This window comes from Paenibacillus sp. JMULE4 (genome assembly GCF_013337105.1).
GTDB lineage: Bacteria > Bacillota > Bacilli > Paenibacillales > NBRC-103111 > Paenibacillus_G > Paenibacillus_G naphthalenovorans.
Map to the genome: position 1 here is coordinate 310882 of NZ_SGWF01000010.1, position 16317 is coordinate 327198.

General features: G+C 45.6%; 18 protein-coding genes and 2 pseudogenes. 15 read left to right on the forward strand and 5 right to left on the reverse strand.

The window, feature by feature from the left end:
• Positions 1–234: 234 nt before the first annotated feature.
• Entirely contained in the window at positions 235–441 is a 207-nt protein-coding gene (locus EXW96_RS03750; protein ID WP_007781230.1) for a DUF1657 domain-containing protein, read from the reverse strand.
• Between the two features lie 210 nt (positions 442–651).
• On the opposite strand from EXW96_RS03750, the pseudogene EXW96_RS03755 reads away from it, so the two are divergent.
• The 4 genes and pseudogenes from EXW96_RS03755 (at position 652) to spoVAE (ending at position 3402) form a co-directional block, all read left to right on the forward strand.
• A pseudogene (locus EXW96_RS03755) lies at positions 652–1510 on the forward strand (DUF421 domain-containing protein).
• A gap of 44 nt (positions 1511–1554) precedes the next feature.
• Complete coding sequence (spoVAC, locus tag EXW96_RS03760) at positions 1555–2034, forward strand: stage V sporulation protein AC (protein WP_005832062.1); 480 nt, start codon at positions 1555–1557, stop codon at positions 2032–2034.
• Between the two features lies 1 nt (position 2035).
• Positions 2036–3055 carry a stage V sporulation protein AD gene (gene spoVAD / locus EXW96_RS03765; RefSeq protein WP_174349916.1) on the forward strand — a complete coding sequence of 340 codons (1020 nt, stop codon included), beginning with the start codon at positions 2036–2038 and terminating at the stop codon, positions 3053–3055.
• Positions 3052–3402 carry a stage V sporulation protein AE gene (spoVAE, locus tag EXW96_RS03770; RefSeq protein WP_005832063.1) on the forward strand — a complete coding sequence of 117 codons (351 nt, stop codon included), beginning with the start codon at positions 3052–3054 and terminating at the stop codon, positions 3400–3402. Before spoVAD ends, spoVAE begins: the two co-directional genes overlap by 4 nt.
• Before the next feature lie 174 nt (positions 3403–3576).
• On the opposite strand, the gene EXW96_RS03775 is transcribed toward spoVAE, so the two are convergent.
• A complete protein-coding gene (locus EXW96_RS03775) occupies positions 3577–3750 on the reverse strand; it encodes a hypothetical protein (protein WP_153784608.1) in 174 nt (57 codons plus the stop codon).
• 237 nt (positions 3751–3987) lie between these two features.
• Between EXW96_RS03775 and EXW96_RS03780 the strand changes: the two genes are divergently transcribed.
• The 9 genes from EXW96_RS03780 to EXW96_RS03820 all read left to right on the forward strand — a co-directional run bounded on the left by EXW96_RS03780 (position 3988) and on the right by EXW96_RS03820 (position 11151).
• Entirely contained in the window at positions 3988–4191 is a 204-nt protein-coding gene (locus EXW96_RS03780; protein WP_023559066.1) for a hypothetical protein, read from the forward strand.
• Between the two features lie 827 nt (positions 4192–5018).
• Positions 5019–5405, forward strand: coding sequence for a hypothetical protein (locus EXW96_RS03785; RefSeq protein ID WP_309225006.1), 387 nt, complete (start codon positions 5019–5021; stop codon positions 5403–5405).
• 62 nt (positions 5406–5467) lie between these two features.
• Complete coding sequence (locus tag EXW96_RS28235) at positions 5468–6004, forward strand: CBO0543 family protein (protein ID WP_254611200.1); 537 nt, start codon at positions 5468–5470, stop codon at positions 6002–6004.
• Positions 6005–6131: 127 nt separating this feature from the next.
• Positions 6132–6338: a DUF1657 domain-containing protein gene (locus tag EXW96_RS03795; RefSeq protein WP_029197844.1), complete on the forward strand. Its 207-nt coding sequence runs from the start codon at positions 6132–6134 to the stop codon at positions 6336–6338.
• 79 nt (positions 6339–6417) lie between these two features.
• Positions 6418–7932 (forward strand): phospholipase D-like domain-containing protein, encoded by a 1515-nt coding sequence (locus EXW96_RS03800; RefSeq protein WP_174349917.1) that lies wholly within the window; start codon positions 6418–6420, stop codon positions 7930–7932.
• A gap of 163 nt (positions 7933–8095) precedes the next feature.
• The gene (locus tag EXW96_RS03805; RefSeq protein WP_174349918.1) at positions 8096–8410 is read left to right on the forward strand and encodes a YunC family protein; all 315 of its coding nucleotides are present in this window, start codon (positions 8096–8098) and stop codon (positions 8408–8410) included.
• A 37-nt stretch (positions 8411–8447) separates the two neighbouring features.
• Entirely contained in the window at positions 8448–9374 is a 927-nt protein-coding gene (gene dpsA, locus EXW96_RS03810; protein ID WP_174349919.1) for a dipicolinate synthase subunit DpsA, read from the forward strand.
• A gap of 365 nt (positions 9375–9739) precedes the next feature.
• Positions 9740–9895 (forward strand): hypothetical protein, encoded by a 156-nt coding sequence (locus EXW96_RS27240; protein ID WP_254611201.1) that lies wholly within the window; start codon positions 9740–9742, stop codon positions 9893–9895.
• Between the two features lie 281 nt (positions 9896–10176).
• Positions 10177–11151 (forward strand): tyrosine-type recombinase/integrase, encoded by a 975-nt coding sequence (locus EXW96_RS03820; RefSeq protein ID WP_174349920.1) that lies wholly within the window; start codon positions 10177–10179, stop codon positions 11149–11151.
• Positions 11152–11992: 841 nt separating this feature from the next.
• Here EXW96_RS03820 and EXW96_RS03825 read toward each other — a convergent pair.
• Entirely contained in the window at positions 11993–12538 is a 546-nt protein-coding gene (locus EXW96_RS03825) for a MerR family transcriptional regulator (RefSeq protein WP_254611241.1), read from the reverse strand.
• A 206-nt stretch (positions 12539–12744) separates the two neighbouring features.
• The gene (locus EXW96_RS03830; protein ID WP_062408343.1) at positions 12745–13503 is read right to left on the reverse strand and encodes an SDR family NAD(P)-dependent oxidoreductase; all 759 of its coding nucleotides are present in this window, start codon (positions 13501–13503) and stop codon (positions 12745–12747) included.
• A 214-nt stretch (positions 13504–13717) separates the two neighbouring features.
• Here EXW96_RS03830 and EXW96_RS03835 point away from each other — a divergent pair.
• Positions 13718–13861, forward strand: a pseudogene (locus EXW96_RS03835) (IS110 family transposase); the annotation flags it as partial.
• Between the two features lie 250 nt (positions 13862–14111).
• Positions 14112–15755 (forward strand): S-layer homology domain-containing protein, encoded by a 1644-nt coding sequence (locus EXW96_RS03840; RefSeq protein WP_174349922.1) that lies wholly within the window; start codon positions 14112–14114, stop codon positions 15753–15755.
• An 80-nt stretch (positions 15756–15835) separates the two neighbouring features.
• On the opposite strand, the gene EXW96_RS03845 is transcribed toward EXW96_RS03840, so the two are convergent.
• The gene (locus EXW96_RS03845; RefSeq protein ID WP_174349923.1) at positions 15836–16309 is read right to left on the reverse strand and encodes a hypothetical protein; all 474 of its coding nucleotides are present in this window, start codon (positions 16307–16309) and stop codon (positions 15836–15838) included.
• Between the last annotated feature and the right edge of the window lie 8 nt (positions 16310–16317).

The following is a 16317-nucleotide window of genomic DNA, read 5'->3' on the forward strand; positions in this document are numbered from 1 at the left end:
CGTAGCCATGGGCGTGCGTTGGGCCGAGGGGGAACTTGGATACTGTCAACTTTAGCAGTGGCGATGGGGGCGGCAGTGTTTAGGTTTATCCAAGGTTAGCTGTCTAAACAAAAGAATATTAGCGAAAAGAGATCAAACCCTACTCAACTTGTAGGGTTTGATCTCTTTTCTAATCTGTTCACCGATGAAAACAGACAAGCCATGTCCTCAATATTCATGGTTTGTCTGTTTTTCTTAAAACCCCTTATATTGAGGCTCTTCATTTTCCAACTGTTGTACGCGGCTTTCTACTTGCTGCACGATTTGTTGGGTTTGTTGGGCCGCATTCGTAAAGAGCGATTTTGCTTCTTGATTTTGTGTTTCCAAAGCAAATTGTTCCAGACTCGCCTGAGCACTTTTTAAAGATGCTACGCACGTTTTCACTTGAGAAGCAACTGTCACGGAATGTCACCTCCTTTACCTTAGGATAGGATAATGTTTCACGGGTAATAGGAATAGATGCTTGCATTCTCCCAATACCGAAATTATTATTTCCGTCTCGCAACAAAAGCATACGTTAGAAAAATTTTCAGATGGAAATGCATGAAAATAATGGAATAGGGACATATTAACCTTTGTCGATTAATGTGATTGGAAAGGAATGGTAATATTATGCCGGATTGGGTAGAAATCGCTTTGCGAACGTTATTGGCTATGGGGGTTCTTTTTGTCCTAACGAAGATATTGGGTAAACGACAGGTATCACAGCTTTCATTGTTTGAGTATATCACCGGCATCACGATCGGCAACCTTGCAGCTTACGTTTCGTTGGATCTGGAGTCCAATTGGTATCTGGGCTTGGTTTCGATGACTATTTGGACCGTTGTTTCTTTAGGGATTGAACTTTTACAGCTGAAAAGCAAAACGGCAAGAGACCTATTCGACGGCAAAGCAACAGTACTCATTAAGGACGGCAAGATCATGGAGGATAACCTAAAAAAGAAAGGATTACCACGGATGAACTTATGAAACAGCTTCGAAAAAAAATGTGTTCAAAGCTGCCGATGTTGAATTCGCCATCATGGAGTCAAGCGGTGACGTTAGCGTTCTTTTAACCAAGGAAAATCAACCGTTTACGCCTAAACACCTGGGGATAAATGTCGGGCCAGAACAAGAACCTCAATCGGTCATTATGGATGGAAAAATAATGGACGAACCGCTTGCCACGATAGGTCTAAACAGGAAATGGCTGGATACGGAACTGGAGAAATTAGGTGTTTCGATTGATAACGTATTTCTTGGACAGGTGGATTCCTATGGCCAGCTATACGTTGATTTATTTGATGATCAGATCAAAGTACCGAAACCCCAGAAAAAAGCCGCGTTGCTTGCAACATTGAAAAAGTGTGAAGCGGATCTCGAAATGTTTGGCTTATCTACCAAAGAACAAAATACAAAGCAGATGTACGAGCAATGTTCAAAAGCGTTAGAAAAGATTATTGATGAAGTTAAACCATTGCTGATTCGTTAACAATTCGCCAATTATACGTCAGCTGAAATTCGAGGAGGATGTTCATGGCAAATAATATAAAGAAAAATTTAACGCGGGTACAACAGGAATATAAAGAATTGGCGCAAAGCGTCGAACCTCCGAGGCCCATACTCAAAAACTTCATTCGTGCGTTTATAGCTGGCGGGGCCATTTGTTTGGTTGGACAAGCCATCCAGGAAATGTTTGTGCATTGGGGCGGCTTTGATGAGAAAAAAGCTGGAGACCCTACCGTGGCGGTTATGATACTCCTTTCTGTCATTCTGACCAGCATGGGGGTGTACGATAAGTTTGCCCAATGGGCTGGTGCAGGTTCCGCAGTGCCTGTGACGGGATTTGCGAATTCGATGGCATCCGCTGCGATTGAACATCAGAGTGAAGGTATGGTGCTCGGTGTTGGCGGTAAAATGTTTAAACTGGCTGGACCGGTTATTGTATTTGGTACAGTCGCCGCCTTTGCGGTAGGAATTGTACATTTGCTGATCAAAGGCGGGGGAGGCTCTTAATATGTTAAAGGGACACCAGAGTTGGCTATTTGAGAACAAGCCGTTCATCCGATCAACAGCAACGGTAGTGGGTCCATTTGAAGGAAGAGGCCCGCTGGCCAAAGATTTTGACATTGTCCATGGAGAATCCATGATGGGACAAAAGAGCTGGGAGAAAGCAGAAAAGGCATTGATTGAAGAAGCGGCAAAACTGGCTATTGAAAATGCGGGGTTGACAAAGGAACAAGTACAGTTTTACATAGGCGGGGATTTGATGAATCAAATCATTAGCAGCAGTTTTGCCGCGCGAACATTATCGATCCCTTACCTCGGTGTGTTTGGCGCTTGTTCAACCTCGATGGAAAGTCTGGCATTAGCAGCTAACCTTGTAAATTCCGGTTCGGCGAAATTTGTGTTGGCGGGGACATGCAGCCATGATTCCAGTGCGGAGAAACAGTTCCGATATCCGACCGAGTACGGTTCGCAAAAACCGCCAACCGCTCAATATACGGTAACCGGGGCCGGTGCTGCCATCGTATCCATGGAAGGTGACGGACCGGTTGTTACATCTGCCACCATTGGCCGGGTTATCGATATGGGCATTAAAGATCCGTTTAATATGGGCGCAGCGATGGCTCCTGCAGCGGTAGACACCATTGAGGCGCATGTTCGAGATTTGGGAATTGAACCGGGTTATTACGATTTGATCGTTACCGGCGATCTTGCGAAAGTCGGATATGAAATCGCCTGTAAATTGTTTAAGAAACATAACTTTCCCATCGAACAAACCGAATATTCCGATTGCGGGATGATGATTTACGATTATGAAACCCAAATGGTTCAAGCCGGAGCAAGCGGCTGCGGTTGTTCGGCAGTTGTTACCTATGGACATTTGCTAAATCGGATGCGAAGAGGTGAACTGAAACGAATCCTCGTTGTCGCTACGGGGGCGCTGCTATCCCCGATTTCATTTCAACAAGGGGAAAGCATTCCTTGTATCGCTCATGCCGTATCCATAGAGGCAAGGAGGGAGATATTATGATTTTTCTTTGGGCTTTTTTGGTGGGAGGTGCAATCTGTGTTTTCGGACAATTTTGTTTTGATGTCTTGAAACTTACACCGGCCCACACCATGACCCTGCTTGTTGTATTGGGCGCGATTGTCGACGGAATTGGATGGTATGATCCGCTGATTGAATTTGCCGGGGCAGGAGCATCGGTCCCGATTACAAGCTTTGGTAACGCGCTTGTCCATGGTGCGCTTCAAGAACTAAAGAGCAATGGCTGGATTGGGATCATCACCGGAATTTTCGAAGTGACCAGTGCCGGAATATCCGCAGCGATTATTTTTTCGTTTCTCGCTGCATTGTTCGTAAAACCCAAAGGATAATACGGGGCCCAATCCGAATTTCGTTGGCTAAAATACACTGTAACGGTCGGTCAGGGCGATCCCTAACCGGCCGGTTTTGATTATGAGAAACATTTACTTGTTCCAATCTGTACGGAATGTCCCCATCGATAATCTCAAAGGTTACGTTGACCAAGCTATAAAAGCCATATACTGTCAGACGCTATTTATTTCGGTTCCTATATTCTCCATCACTTCTTTGGTTCGCTCCATTAAACTCGGCTCGGTTGGAACATTTTCACTTGCTTTTCCATCCAAGATTATTGGAGATTTGTTACTTGTCGTTTTGATTCGCTGTTTAAATTGTGATTTAAGTTCGCTTTTTTCCATACTTTCTCCTTTTCATTCGCCATTTTCAGAATATGCAACTGATATTATTCCGATTTTCATATCCTTTATGCATCATAGGAGTCAGGTCCCCAAAAGGCTGTGTTTCCGCCTGCATATAGACAACCAACCCGATAAAATGACCGGAAACCGGGCGGATGCCGTTGTCGCTTCTATGCGTCTGCCATAGACTAATGCTGTAAGTTCAACTTTACCTAACCCAAGGAGGAATGTTTTCAAATGCAGTTTATCAAACAGGCAATGCCCATGTATACGCATGACCAGGCCGCTTATGTCAGGCAAATGTACGATTGGCACATGAAAATGGCTCAGTATCACGAACAATTACGTACCTTTCATCTGGAAAGGGCGAAACAATTTCAAAAGCTCTCCGAAGAAAAAGCGAAAACGTCAGAAATATCCAGCGACACCAGCGCCGCTTAAAGGCGAACCGACATGGAGCGATGTGATGAATTGGCAGCATTCCGAATCAAAATCTGGGACCGCTATGTAACCCTTCGTTCCCAATATGGAACCCGGATGCCCTTGTCTTTCGACCAGTTCTGGTATGACTTTTTGGTCAGGCACATGCTATCCGACTGTGGCGTAGAGCAAGTATATGAGGACTTCTGCAACAACTGGGAGAATCGGTGTGTGAAAAATGTTTGCGATTCGAGCCATCGGTAGAATGCCTGCGAAATAGGACCAAATGGCCGGCAGTTGCCCAAAATGGGTTGCTCCGGCCTTTGATATTTGTATGCAGGGGACAAGGGTAGATGGGATCAAATCCAAGCGGACTTTCACGATGCGGATAACTGCATAGGATGATTCGTTTCTGGACAACTTAAATGCTTTTTGCATAAATTTGGAAAGGCGGTTGCCTGCATGTTACCAACATTCAGTACAAGCATTAAAAACTGGACTACCTCTGCCCCAAGACAACCAAATCGATGTAAAAATTGCATCTGGGGCAACTGGGATGGGTTGAAACAATTTTGTTCGAAACCTGTCTGCATTAAGAAACAACCAGTATATCTGCATTAAGAAACAACCAGTATAAGAGAAAGTCCATCTTCTTTTACTTGATCATGTTCGGTTATCTGCAAAGAATTCTTGCCCAGTGACTGGCATTTTTTCCGAGGACGCATATAATGACGTGATCTAACTTTGAGGAGTGATGAATCATGTCCGTTGCGGCTCAAACAAGTACAAAGAGTTTACCTCCCTTTTCCATATGGGGAGTTCATGCATCTGTCGCCGGAAGACCGGTTGTGTGGGGCAAACTAGTGATGCGTGTTTTGCAGGACCAGCAAATTCAAGGCACCATCCAATTTCGCGGAACGCCGATTCCGATTGAAGGAAGTTGGAATGAAAGCACGCAGCAGATCATGTTTCATTCCCCCTACGCCGCCTACTCCGGCCAATTAACCATCTATGACGATGTCAAGATTCAACTTCGGCATTTGGTTCTCACCGGACGTCTGCGGATGCTACCCTCTTCTTTACAGGCGGGCGAATATGGAACCTGGGTAGCGACAACTGATATAAGCTTGGCGGGGTATAGCGGCTATATCCCACCGCAACCGCCTTCAACTTCGCTGCCGCCGGTCGGCGTATTTGTAACGTCGAATATACTGTATGGAAACTCGCGTATATAAAACAGGCACATATCGGATGAAAAATGATCGGTAAGCGGATAACGGAAAGGGGTGGCATATCGGTGGACGAAAATCAGATTCATCATGCAATCGAACAAGCCTATCAATTGATTGTTGAAGCACACCGCAACATGACTGACATTTGGCGCACTCACGTACTGTTTACGCGGCAATGGTGGTTTGGAGTAGGTTTATCGATATGCCCCTGGCTATTTTGGATCGGATTTCGGGATAAGAGAGCTACGGGACAGTTTCTCCTATCCGGGCTTACGATGATTATCGTGTCATCGTGGCTGGACCAGCTTGGGATTGCCATGGGACTTTTGCATTATCACTGGGAAGGCATACCGTTCATGCCGGCCAATTTTCCATGGAATTTTTCACTTCTTCCCGTCACGGTTATGTTCTTACACCAGTACAAGTCTGGCATACATCCGTTGTTCAAAGCTCTCCTATTTGGGGGATTTTCCGCTTTTGTGGCCGAGCCGGTCTCACAAATGGCCGATTTATACCACCCGTTCACTGGAAACATACCTATTCTTTTCCTATCTATGTTGGGCTGTACTTGCTGGCTTCAAGCATTGCCAAGAAGGGCATAGATTTCGGTAAGTCTTTTCAGAAAGACTCTAACCCCTGACAATAGCCAATCATCAAATTTTACCATTCATTATTTTTCTGACGGGTTGACATATTACATATGGATGCCATTTCAGGAGGTGATTCAACATGACGGTAGCTTCTCAAGTGAAAACAGCTGTAGCTTCATTAAAAAGCGCACAGGCCAGCTTTGAACAGTTTGCGTTAAATACACAAAACCAGCAGGCCAAAACCACGTTCACAAATGCAGCGCAACAGACACAAAACATCATTGACCAGGTCACTCCACGGTTACAACAAATTGAACAGGAAGAACCGCAGTATAAAGGGTTCTAAAAAAGGCCATGCCGATCTTTTCTCGGCATGGCTGTCCCTTTATTCCCTCGTAGATGACTGGATTGGGAGGCTGATTTTCTTGGCATGGATAGCAGGATTATGGCTAGTAAATACGGCACTGTTGATCATTATTGCGGTTCGGGAGGTGCGCCGCCCCGCCAAAGCGTTGACTTGGATATCAGTCGGACTTGTATTACCGATTATCGGATTCGTTTGTTACCTGTTCGTCACGAATCCTGTGAAAATGCAGAGGGACAAGCTCGTTTCTTCGCACAATAGCCCGATATCATTACCCCCAGAATATGGTCACTCCGCATTTGTTATCGCTCGGGCTTTGCAACCTTTGTCTGTCAGTGGCCTTCGTACCGGTTACGTCCAAATCCTCACGAACGGGATGGAAACCTACGGAAAACTCCTTCAATCAATTCAGGCCGCACAAAAGTCAATCGATCTGGAATATTACATATACCGGAATGACCATATCGGTAAACGTATCACAGATGTGCTGATTGACCGGGCTTTATCCGGTGTGAACATTCGTTTTATAAGGGATGGCTGGGGAAGCCGGTCGTTTCTCAAACATGTGATTCGCCGGATGATAGAAGCAGGCATTGAATGCAGGACCATCTTTCCCTTGCGATTCCCCTGGGTACTATCCAACTTGACATACCGGGATCATTGCAAGATCGTCATCGTCGACGGAAAGGAAGCCTTCATGGGAGGAATCAACGTTGGGGACGAGTATACCGGAATGAAGCCGGATGTCGGTTTTTGGCGCGACACTCATATGCGGTTAACCGGCGAAACAGCGGATGATGTGAAAGCCGTTTTTGAGGCTCACTGGAAAATGGCGTCACCGGACATGCTCCATTCAACGAGAAAGGCAAAATTTATCCCTGAATCGGCTCAACTTTCTGACGATAAAGCCATTCATCCATTTCCATCCGGCAAAACAGAACGAGGATACGGATGGGAATGGGGATCGGAGCTGGGAACGATGGAAGGCACCCACATGGGAAAAGCTTCCCCATCCAAGGATTCGCATAACGTCTATATACAGATATTCGAAGGCAATCCCGGGCTGCCTACTCCGGTCATTCGGGAAATGCATTTCATCTGCCTGACGCAGGCGACCCGAACCATCGACGTGACCAACCCTTATTTTATACCCGATGCGGATATCATTATGGCCATCAAAACAGCCGCAGCGCGTGGCGTTCGAGTGAGATTACTGGTGCCGCGCCAAGTGATTCCTAAAGTTGCAGGAGCTGCAAGCCGTACGTATTATGGCGAACTCGTGGAAGCAGGGATCGATGTGTATCAGTACAACAAAGGGGTGCTGCACGCGAAAGTCATGATTATCGATGGCGAGATTGCCGAAGTGGGTTCTTCCAACTACGATCTCCGTAGTTACCGTTTAAACTACGAAGTGTGTGCAGTGATGTATCATACCGATGTGGCCCGGGAGCTTACGGAACAATTCGAACGGGATCTCGCCGAGGCGACTCCTTATCGTTTGGAAGATCATGTGCATCGTTCTTCTTCCAAGCGCATGCTTGATCAAGCAGCGCGTTTGTTATCTCCTTTGTTATAAATTTCAAAAATTACATGGAATTGAATCGAAGTCCAATTACACATGTATATGGCGAAAGGGGAGAAGGCTTCCAACGAATACAAGTAATATCGAATTTGGGCAACAGTCTATGGTGCAAATATCACGCCCGGCATATAGTGTAAAAAAAGGAGCTGCATCATAGATGATCATGATGAAACCGATTGAAGTGGAAGGTCATCAAGTTATAAGTATCGAGGTCGCCCTGCCCCAAACAACACTTCTTGCCATCACAACCGATCACGGATATATCATGTGCGGCGCGCTGGATATCCGTTTGTTAAATGAGAAATTAAAAGATCGCCGAATTGTCGCAGGACGCGCAACCGGGGTACGAACAATAGAGCAACTGTTGGATGCCCCGCTCGATATGGTAACCATAGAGGCAGAATTACGCGGAATTTGCCCTGGAATGAAAGGAGCAGATGCGCTTTTAAAGATGGTAAACGAGGTCAGGTAATTGTTGAGTCCATACTTAAGGAAAGTAGGGGGATTTTTTGTTAACGGGTCTGCATATTGTCTTCCTTGGAGGCGATGCCCGGCATCTTGAAATCATTCGGTCATTTACTGACCTGGATGCAAATGTTGCGGTAATCGGTTATGAAGATTTGCACGAACAACTTCATGAAGTTCAGCATTCCAAGCTTACGAGGGAGGTGCTTCGCAAAGCTGACGTATTGATATTACCGGTTGTCGGTACAGACGACCATGGCCGAGTAGAGTCTTCATTTTCATCTGAAACGTTATTGCTGAACAAGGAATATATGTCTTGCTTGCCGAAACACGCAAAAGTCTGTACTGGCATAGCCAAGTCTTACTTGAGGAACCTTTGCGCGGAACTAGAGATCGATCTGATAGAATTATTTAGCAGGGACGATGTTGCCATATACAATTCCATTCCCACTGCGGAGGGCGCCTTAATGATGGCCATTCAACAGACGGAAATTACCATACATGGTTCGCGTTGTATGGTGCTGGGTTTGGGGAGAATCGGTCTTACGTTAGCCGGTATGCTTCAGCGCCTGGGTGCACACGTCAAAGCGGGGGTGCAGAAACCGGAGCAGTTTGCACGTGCATGGGAGATGGGGATTGAGCCGTTTCATACGAAAGATTTGTACGATGAAGGCGTAAATGTGGATATTATTTTTAACACGGTTCCGGAGCAAATCCTTACTTCTCGTGTGTTGACCCGTATTCCGCATCACGCTATTATTATTGATTTGGCTTCCAAACCAGGTGGAACCGATTTTCGTTTTGCCGAAAAACGTGGAATCAAGGCCTTGTTGGCACCAAGTTTACCGGGATTGGTCGCGCCAAGAACGGCTGGACGTATATTGGCGAGAACGTTATGTCAATTGATCCTGGACGAACGGAGTCAAAATCGAGAGCAATTGGATATACTTGCTTTTTCTTCCGGGTTATGAGATCGCGAACGCTGTAAAACGAATTATTTAGAGAGACATCATTACTTGTTTATACCGGCACTTTGCCGGTCTCCGTCTATTTCCGTACGAATCGGATAATGAAGCGCGTGGTGGAACGGCTCTTTCGTAGATCAGAAGTCGGTTTCCAAGGCTAGAGTTCGGAGAACTCCAAGTTAAGCTGGTCTCAGTAGCCCCCGGAGAAGAATTCCCTGAACACTCGGCATTACAATCGATCGTAGGGGAAGTTTGGCAGGATAAAAAGAATTACTCGGGAGTACTCGTGCAAGAGAGGTTAGATGGCAAATTGCGATCCATGAATGATCACCTATGTATACCCGCAGCTAAAAGGGGAATGTTTTGTTCTAATGGCCGATATCCAAGATTTTCAACAGTACGTGCAAATTCAATGTGAGAAAGAAAGAAGGGAAACCATTAGGCATATGGCGGCGGGCACAGCCAATATCATCCTGAATCCTTTAACGGTAATCAAAGGAACGCCTCAACTTCTGGAAAAAGTTTGAAGGAGCATGTTTTCATTTTGCAATTTGCGGCATCTCCAAAGAAAAATGACAAGATAGTGTTATCATAAATTCGATCTAATGAGACTTCTTTTTGTCAAAGAAAACAATGATATATATCGTCACGAATGATAACAGTTTAATGTCATTAGACACCATACGATAAATCCGCACAAGCCAACTCCAAAAGTAAGAGAAAAACAAATATACTTCACAAAATAACCGTTTCGTGAAGTATTAAATTAATGTTATAATTTGGACGAAGAGGGGAGGGCGATGCGATTATGACAAAGCGCTGCATCGATGATTTAATAGATTCGTTTACGGTTTACCTTGAAATCAACAGGAACTATTCGAAGGGAACCGTTGAAAATTACAACCGCACGATGGTAAGGCTTGCTTCCTGGCTTAAAGAAACAAGAAACATTACATACATCGAAGATATAACGGCTAATGACCTTCAATTATTTTTAGGTACATTAAAACATCCCAAACACACAACGAATACGAATAAAAGGCATCCAAAATTGGGCACCGTTTTTGCAGCCACGACGAGAGCACGCATCATTTCCTCAATAAAACAGTTTTTTAAATGGGCTGTTAAACAACAATACCTTCGATATGATGTTTCCCAGTATATAGAGAACCTTAAACTCGGTGAACGGCTTCCTAAAAGCCTTTCTCTACAGGATGCCATGACATTTGAACAATACGCCGCGAAGCGCAAATTTAAAGAAAGAGACTCATTAATCACTACGCTGTTTTTATTGCTCGGACTTCGGGTCTCTGAGCTTGTAAGTATTGATCTCAAGCATTTTAACGAAGATGACGGATCGCTAACAGTCATTGGCAAGGGGAATAAAGAAAGAAAACTCGTGATGACACCGAAAATTATTCGGGCCCTGGAGAATTATAAGCCAGTTCGGCAAATGATCCTACAAAAACGCAATAGAATTGATGAACCAGCGTTGTTTATTTCGGAAAAACGAGGGCAGCGGCTAACAAGAAGAGCTGTGGGATTAATCATCGAGGAAATTGCAAAAGATGCCGGTGTTCGAGCAAATAATTATAAAGTAACGCCTCATAAGCTGCGCCATACTTGCGCAACCGTTCTATATAACGACGGTGAGGGAGCTGATTTGTTGGCAATTGCTGATCTATTGGGCCACGCGGACCCCAAAACAGCCACGATTTATACAAAAGTGAATATAGAGAAAATGCGAAAAATCGTGACATCAAACCCTTTGGAATTAACCTAAATTGGATCATGGCATGTTTGTGTCACTAGCGGCATAAAAGGAGATGTTTGTGTCACTGAGAGTATTTCCATTCAGAACTTTGTAAGGAGATGTTTGTGTCAAAAATCCATCCGAATTTGGGCTTTAAGGTGATGTTTGTGTCAAAAATAAGGGTATGTTTGTGTCATTAGACAGATATATGAAAGCATGCCATACAAGGGGCCTAATCGATTTATAGATATATGTACAAAATACGGGTTTTGTGAAAAAGTATAACTGACAATATCGACATTCCAAATAATATCTCTGATCAATATTTTTCTTCTGTAATAAATGACATGTCTGACAATCCTGTTTTTATACAGAGACCAACCCCAGCCGAAAAACTCGTTATTAGTTATTTCTGCGCGAATCGTATTCACACCGGCTCTCCAGCGAACCGGAACACTGGCAATATTAGATCGAATGCATCCATCACTTTCTGGAGGATTCCATCTCCAATCCCCTTGGTAGACTAGACTTCTTCTTCATTGACCCATTGTTTGGTCGCTATTTAGTGACACAGACATCCCCTTAAAATTAGATTCTTGCTCTTCCTTTTCATCCGATGCTTTAATCAAGAAAATGGAAAATAGATTTCGCTTGTATTTGCTTGGCAATTCATATCTCATTTATAGCGGTTTCTTTTTTGTTTTAGAAAATGATTTATTTTGGTACGTCGGAATAAAGCAAATTTGAAAGCAGCCCAATAAAAGCAAGATATGCCGGGGGCTATCCGCTGATAGAGCGAATAACCCCGGCACGCTTTTGAACCGCCGGCATGCGGATTTTATTGTAAGTGAAATTACGGCGCATCGGCTTCCTACCTGGTTTTGAACAAGCGTTGAAAAAATCCGGGCTTGCCCCGGCCGGTTCGTTTTGGTGCCTCAACGGCAACCGCCACTTCAAACTGGGAACGAAGATGTTCCGTGAGATGCCGCTCGCGCATTTTTAAGGAGTCCTCAATATACCGCTGCTGCTGTTCCATCACTTTCGATTGCTCGTCCAGCTTTTGAATCAGCATCTGAAGCAGCCCGTTTTGGTCCGTAACCTTTTCCGCAAGGTCCTCAACTTGTTTTTCGAAATTCGATTTGGCCTCCGGTGTTTTATCCATGTTTACGCTGCCCTCAAGCCATTCACGCACCTGGTTGTAGGTCCAGCCTTCGGTTTGAATTTTTTCTTTAATCGCCAGCAAATCGGAAATGTTCTTTTGCGTAAAACGACGGTGTCCGCGAGAGGTACGCTCCACTTGCAAATTAAATTCTTTTTGGTAAACACGGATTAAATCGTCCGACAGCTCCGTCATTTCAGCAACTTGTTTGGTACTGTAGAAGGCTTCAACAGAAATTTCGTTTTCAGATTCCAGCATCGATTGCACAATACTCCCTCCCTATTAAAAACTCGCAACACCTAATCCAGATTTCAACTCTACTTCTTTCATTGTAGATTCAAAGAGATGAATTTACAGTCGAAATCAGGGTGTCGGATATTCAAAAATAGTGAGGAAAAGCATTTTTGTTTTGTATTATATCCGTTGAATTTTGACGATTGTTGTTGGAGCGTTACCGATACGGTTTATACTGCTGTCCATCCTCCGTCGACCATGACCGTATGGCCTGTGACCAAATCAGATGCAGAACTGGCGAGATAAATGACCGTGCCCAGAAGATCCTCCGGTTTTCCGATCCTTTGAATAGGTTGACGCCGAAGGTAATCCTCTTTAAATGTCTCTTGTGCAAATAAAGACTCAGTTAACGGCGTTAATAAATATGTTGGACCGATAGCATTGACATTAATGCCGAATTCAGCCCATTCGGCTGCCAGGGTACGGGTCAAATTGATCACCCCTGCTTTGCTTGCGGTGTACGAGGACCGTTCGGCGGAGCCGATCATCCCGTTAATGGATGCGATGTTGATGATCTTCCCGCTTCCTTGCCGGATCATGACTTTGCCCGCGGCTTGGCAGCAAAAGAAAACGCCCTTCAGGTTGACGTCCATTACTCTGTCCCATTCTTCTTCTGTCACCTCTACAGCCTTTTTCCTGATGATCACTCCGGCATTATTCACAAGTACATCGATTCTCCCAAAATAATCACAGGCTTGCTCGATCATCTTCCCGATCCCGCCCACGTCCGTTACATCCAGTTCAACGACCAGGGCTCGCCTGCCCGCGCTGCGGATTTGCCTGGCAGTCTCATTGGCGGTTTCCAATCTCTCCGGAAGTTCAGTAATGACCAGATCAGCTCCGGCCTGGGCAAGTCCCAGAGCTATACTTCTGCCAATGCCGGAACCGCTTCCAGTAACGATGACCACTTTGTTGTCAAGGTTAAACATGGGAATGTCCTCCTGTCCAGCTAATGAATTTAGCAGTCTGAATATGGAACAAACAACAGGTGAAATATCTATATTGTCTACTAAAACCGCTTTCATGTCTAACAAAAAAAGCTGTCCCGAAAAAATAAAGTATTAGACATCCATGCCGCTGACGCGGCACCCGGTGGTTGTTGCACCAGCCCTTCAATCTAACATGCCGTAAGGAGTTTCTTGAATGGACGTCGTTTACATCCATGTGTGCGGGCTTGACGTTCACAAAAAGAACATCGTCGCCTGCATCATCACACCGGAAGGCAAAGAAATCCGAACGTTTGAAACCATGACCGACGACCTGATCCTACTCGTCGATTGGGTCAGGATGACAAAAGCTTGATTGATTTATCCTCAGCCAGTCTTAATGGTCAATCGATTAAACTTAACATAAATAATATTATGTAAACAATGAAGCGGCCATCCTTGGCAAGCTGCTGTTCAAGCGGCTGTTAATTTATTTCCAGATGACTTTGGTATTCTTGCCAATGTATAATGAAATCGTTGTACTCATTCCCAACTTTATCACGCTTTTCCACCCGGTTTTCGCAGATTGAATGATGAAGGAGGCCTTTCTAATGAATAAAAGCTTCAAAATTTTGGCGTGTTCGACAATGGCTTTTGCCATGCTGACTTCCGCAGCCCTGGCCAATCCGGTAGAAAATAAGTCGGCCGTTGCCGTTGCTAACGCAAAAGTCTCTAATGCTTTCAATGATTTATCCAATATTGATCCGGTTTTGAAAGCAAAGATAGATTCGCTGCTGTCTAAAGGGATATTTGAAGGAGTTTCGGATGATACCTTCGGGATTCATCTAAACATGACTCGTGCCCAGTTTGCGAAAGTGGCTGCACTGGTCTTCGATTTGGATGTTGATTACAGCATCACTACCTCCAGCTTTGCGGATGTGAAAGCCGACGATCCGCAACATGGCTGGGCGATCCCGTACATAGAAGCCGCTAAGAAGGCCGGGCTGATCGATGGGATGACGGATACGGAATTTGCTCCGGGAAATGATGTGACGATAGGCCAGCTGGATAAGGTTTTCGTCGCCGGTTTGGGTAAGCCGGTGAACGTGACAGGCAGTCCCTGGTATGAGGATGCTGTAAGGCAAGCTCAGGCTTTGGGCATTCACCCGCCCGGCAAAGACGGCCGTGCTGCGGCTTCCCGTGCCGATCTGGTTACAGCCGCTTATGCCGGTTATGAAGCGTTCCATAAGCAGGAGGATAACGCAACTCCGGCAGCGATTGTTTCCGTCAAATCGGTTGACAATAAGACCGTGCAAGTGATACTGAACCAGCCGGTGGATCCTTCCAAGGTCGCCTTTTTCCTTACCAAGGATACCCAGCAATTCTCTACAACAACCAAGTGGTCCAACGACCATAAATCAGCGGATTTAACCGTTAACGATGCTGAGCTAACCGCCGGCGAGTACACGATTAGAGTAACCGGTCTGGACAAACCGCTCACAGCGACGTTAACCGTTTCCGGAACGATAAGCACCAATGATCCCCATGTATCTATCATTAATCCCGGCACTATCGCCAACGTGATCGATAGCGGATTAACGAGTGCGGCTACCGGGCTCAACGGCTTTGTCACAAGGACGGTAGCCGAAGACCCGACCCTCAGCAAATTTGCCAAGGAAATCAAATTTAATGTGACCAATGCGGCTGGAGACGCCGTAGCGATTCCAGGCATCATCGAGACGATCACCTCGTCCGATCCCAATGTGGTCAAAGTCGGTCGCTCGAATGACAACCGCGGCTATGTTCTGGGCAATAAAGCGGGAACGGCGACCGTGAATATCGTTTACAAGACCAATAAAGGCGAAAGCAAAGTCGCATCGGTAACCGTAAACGTAAAAGACGAGGTCGTGGCCGCAAGTCAGGTTGAAGCCGATGCGAGAGCCTATCAAAGAATGACGGTATCGGATAACGTATATTCCGCCGAATTTAACGCGTTTACTGCGATGAACCTTAAAGTATACGACAACTACGGCATCAAGTACCAGAAAGATGAAGTTCAGAAGTATAATTTTGCCCTCGCTGTAGTGCTTATCGCGGATCATATTGTTGGAGATCTGGACAAAGGCGATACAGGCACGGTGACGGTAGATCCGGATGGGACGGTTCATGTCGTCGGAAACGTCACGCAATTTGATATAACCGCGCATTTACCGAACAACAAGAGTGCAACTACAGAAATTCGACTTCTCCCATAATAACAGCCAAAAGACGCAGCATAGCAAGTGTACAAAAAGGCCCGAATGGCTCATCCGAATGAGCTTTCGGGCCTTTCCTGTTATGGTTTTTCCGATCTGTCGTTCATCATCGAACGCAGCGCGGCGCGAAAATCGTCATCTTTCATTGCCGTATGATCCGAATCCTTTTTTGAGCTTTCGCGTTGGTCCGGCTGCCGAAATTTTTGAAGCGCCTGCCGGTAATCCCGATCGGCCATTTTCCCGTCATCCGGAGCGCGCCGCGTTTGCCCGGAATCCGTGCTTTCAAGCACCGAAGAATCGTCAGTGACGGATATTCCTTCTGATTGGGGCTCCATGCTTTCCGTTTTGGCCGCCGGCCGGGCATGCTTTGGTGCTGCCGCGGATGCGCTCGCGTCATCTGACGATTCCGGTTTCGCCAAATCTTCTTCAGGACGGACTATGGGATATTGCCGCTCGCTTCTTTTAGGGGTCGAAGAGAGCGAACGAAGATTATAAACAATGAGAATCACGATAAGGATCAGGCCGCCGGCAATGCTCAATATGGGAACAATCACCGCCTCTC

What these genes read in the sequence shown, in the direction of transcription:
- spoVAD (WP_174349916.1), top strand. Translation starts at nt 2,036, where the DNA reads ATGTTAAAGGGACACCAGAGTTGGCTATTTGAGAACAAGCCGTTCATC.
- EXW96_RS03820 (WP_174349920.1), top strand. Translation starts at nt 10,177, where the DNA reads ATGACAAAGCGCTGCATCGATGATTTAATAGATTCGTTTACGGTTTAC.
- EXW96_RS03825 (WP_254611241.1), bottom strand. Translation starts at nt 12,538, where the DNA reads ATGCTGGAATCTGAAAACGAAATTTCTGTTGAAGCCTTCTACAGTACC.
- EXW96_RS03805 (WP_174349918.1), top strand. Translation starts at nt 8,096, where the DNA reads ATGATCATGATGAAACCGATTGAAGTGGAAGGTCATCAAGTTATAAGT.
- EXW96_RS27240 (WP_254611201.1), top strand. Translation starts at nt 9,740, where the DNA reads ATGGCCGATATCCAAGATTTTCAACAGTACGTGCAAATTCAATGTGAG.
- EXW96_RS03795 (WP_029197844.1), top strand. Translation starts at nt 6,132, where the DNA reads ATGACGGTAGCTTCTCAAGTGAAAACAGCTGTAGCTTCATTAAAAAGC.
- EXW96_RS03840 (WP_174349922.1), top strand. Translation starts at nt 14,112, where the DNA reads ATGAATAAAAGCTTCAAAATTTTGGCGTGTTCGACAATGGCTTTTGCC.
- spoVAE (WP_005832063.1), top strand. Translation starts at nt 3,052, where the DNA reads ATGATTTTTCTTTGGGCTTTTTTGGTGGGAGGTGCAATCTGTGTTTTC.
- EXW96_RS03775 (WP_153784608.1), bottom strand. Translation starts at nt 3,750, where the DNA reads ATGGAAAAAAGCGAACTTAAATCACAATTTAAACAGCGAATCAAAACG.
- EXW96_RS03830 (WP_062408343.1), bottom strand. Translation starts at nt 13,503, where the DNA reads ATGTTTAACCTTGACAACAAAGTGGTCATCGTTACTGGAAGCGGTTCC.
- EXW96_RS03780 (WP_023559066.1), top strand. Translation starts at nt 3,988, where the DNA reads ATGCAGTTTATCAAACAGGCAATGCCCATGTATACGCATGACCAGGCC.
- spoVAC (WP_005832062.1), top strand. Translation starts at nt 1,555, where the DNA reads ATGGCAAATAATATAAAGAAAAATTTAACGCGGGTACAACAGGAATAT.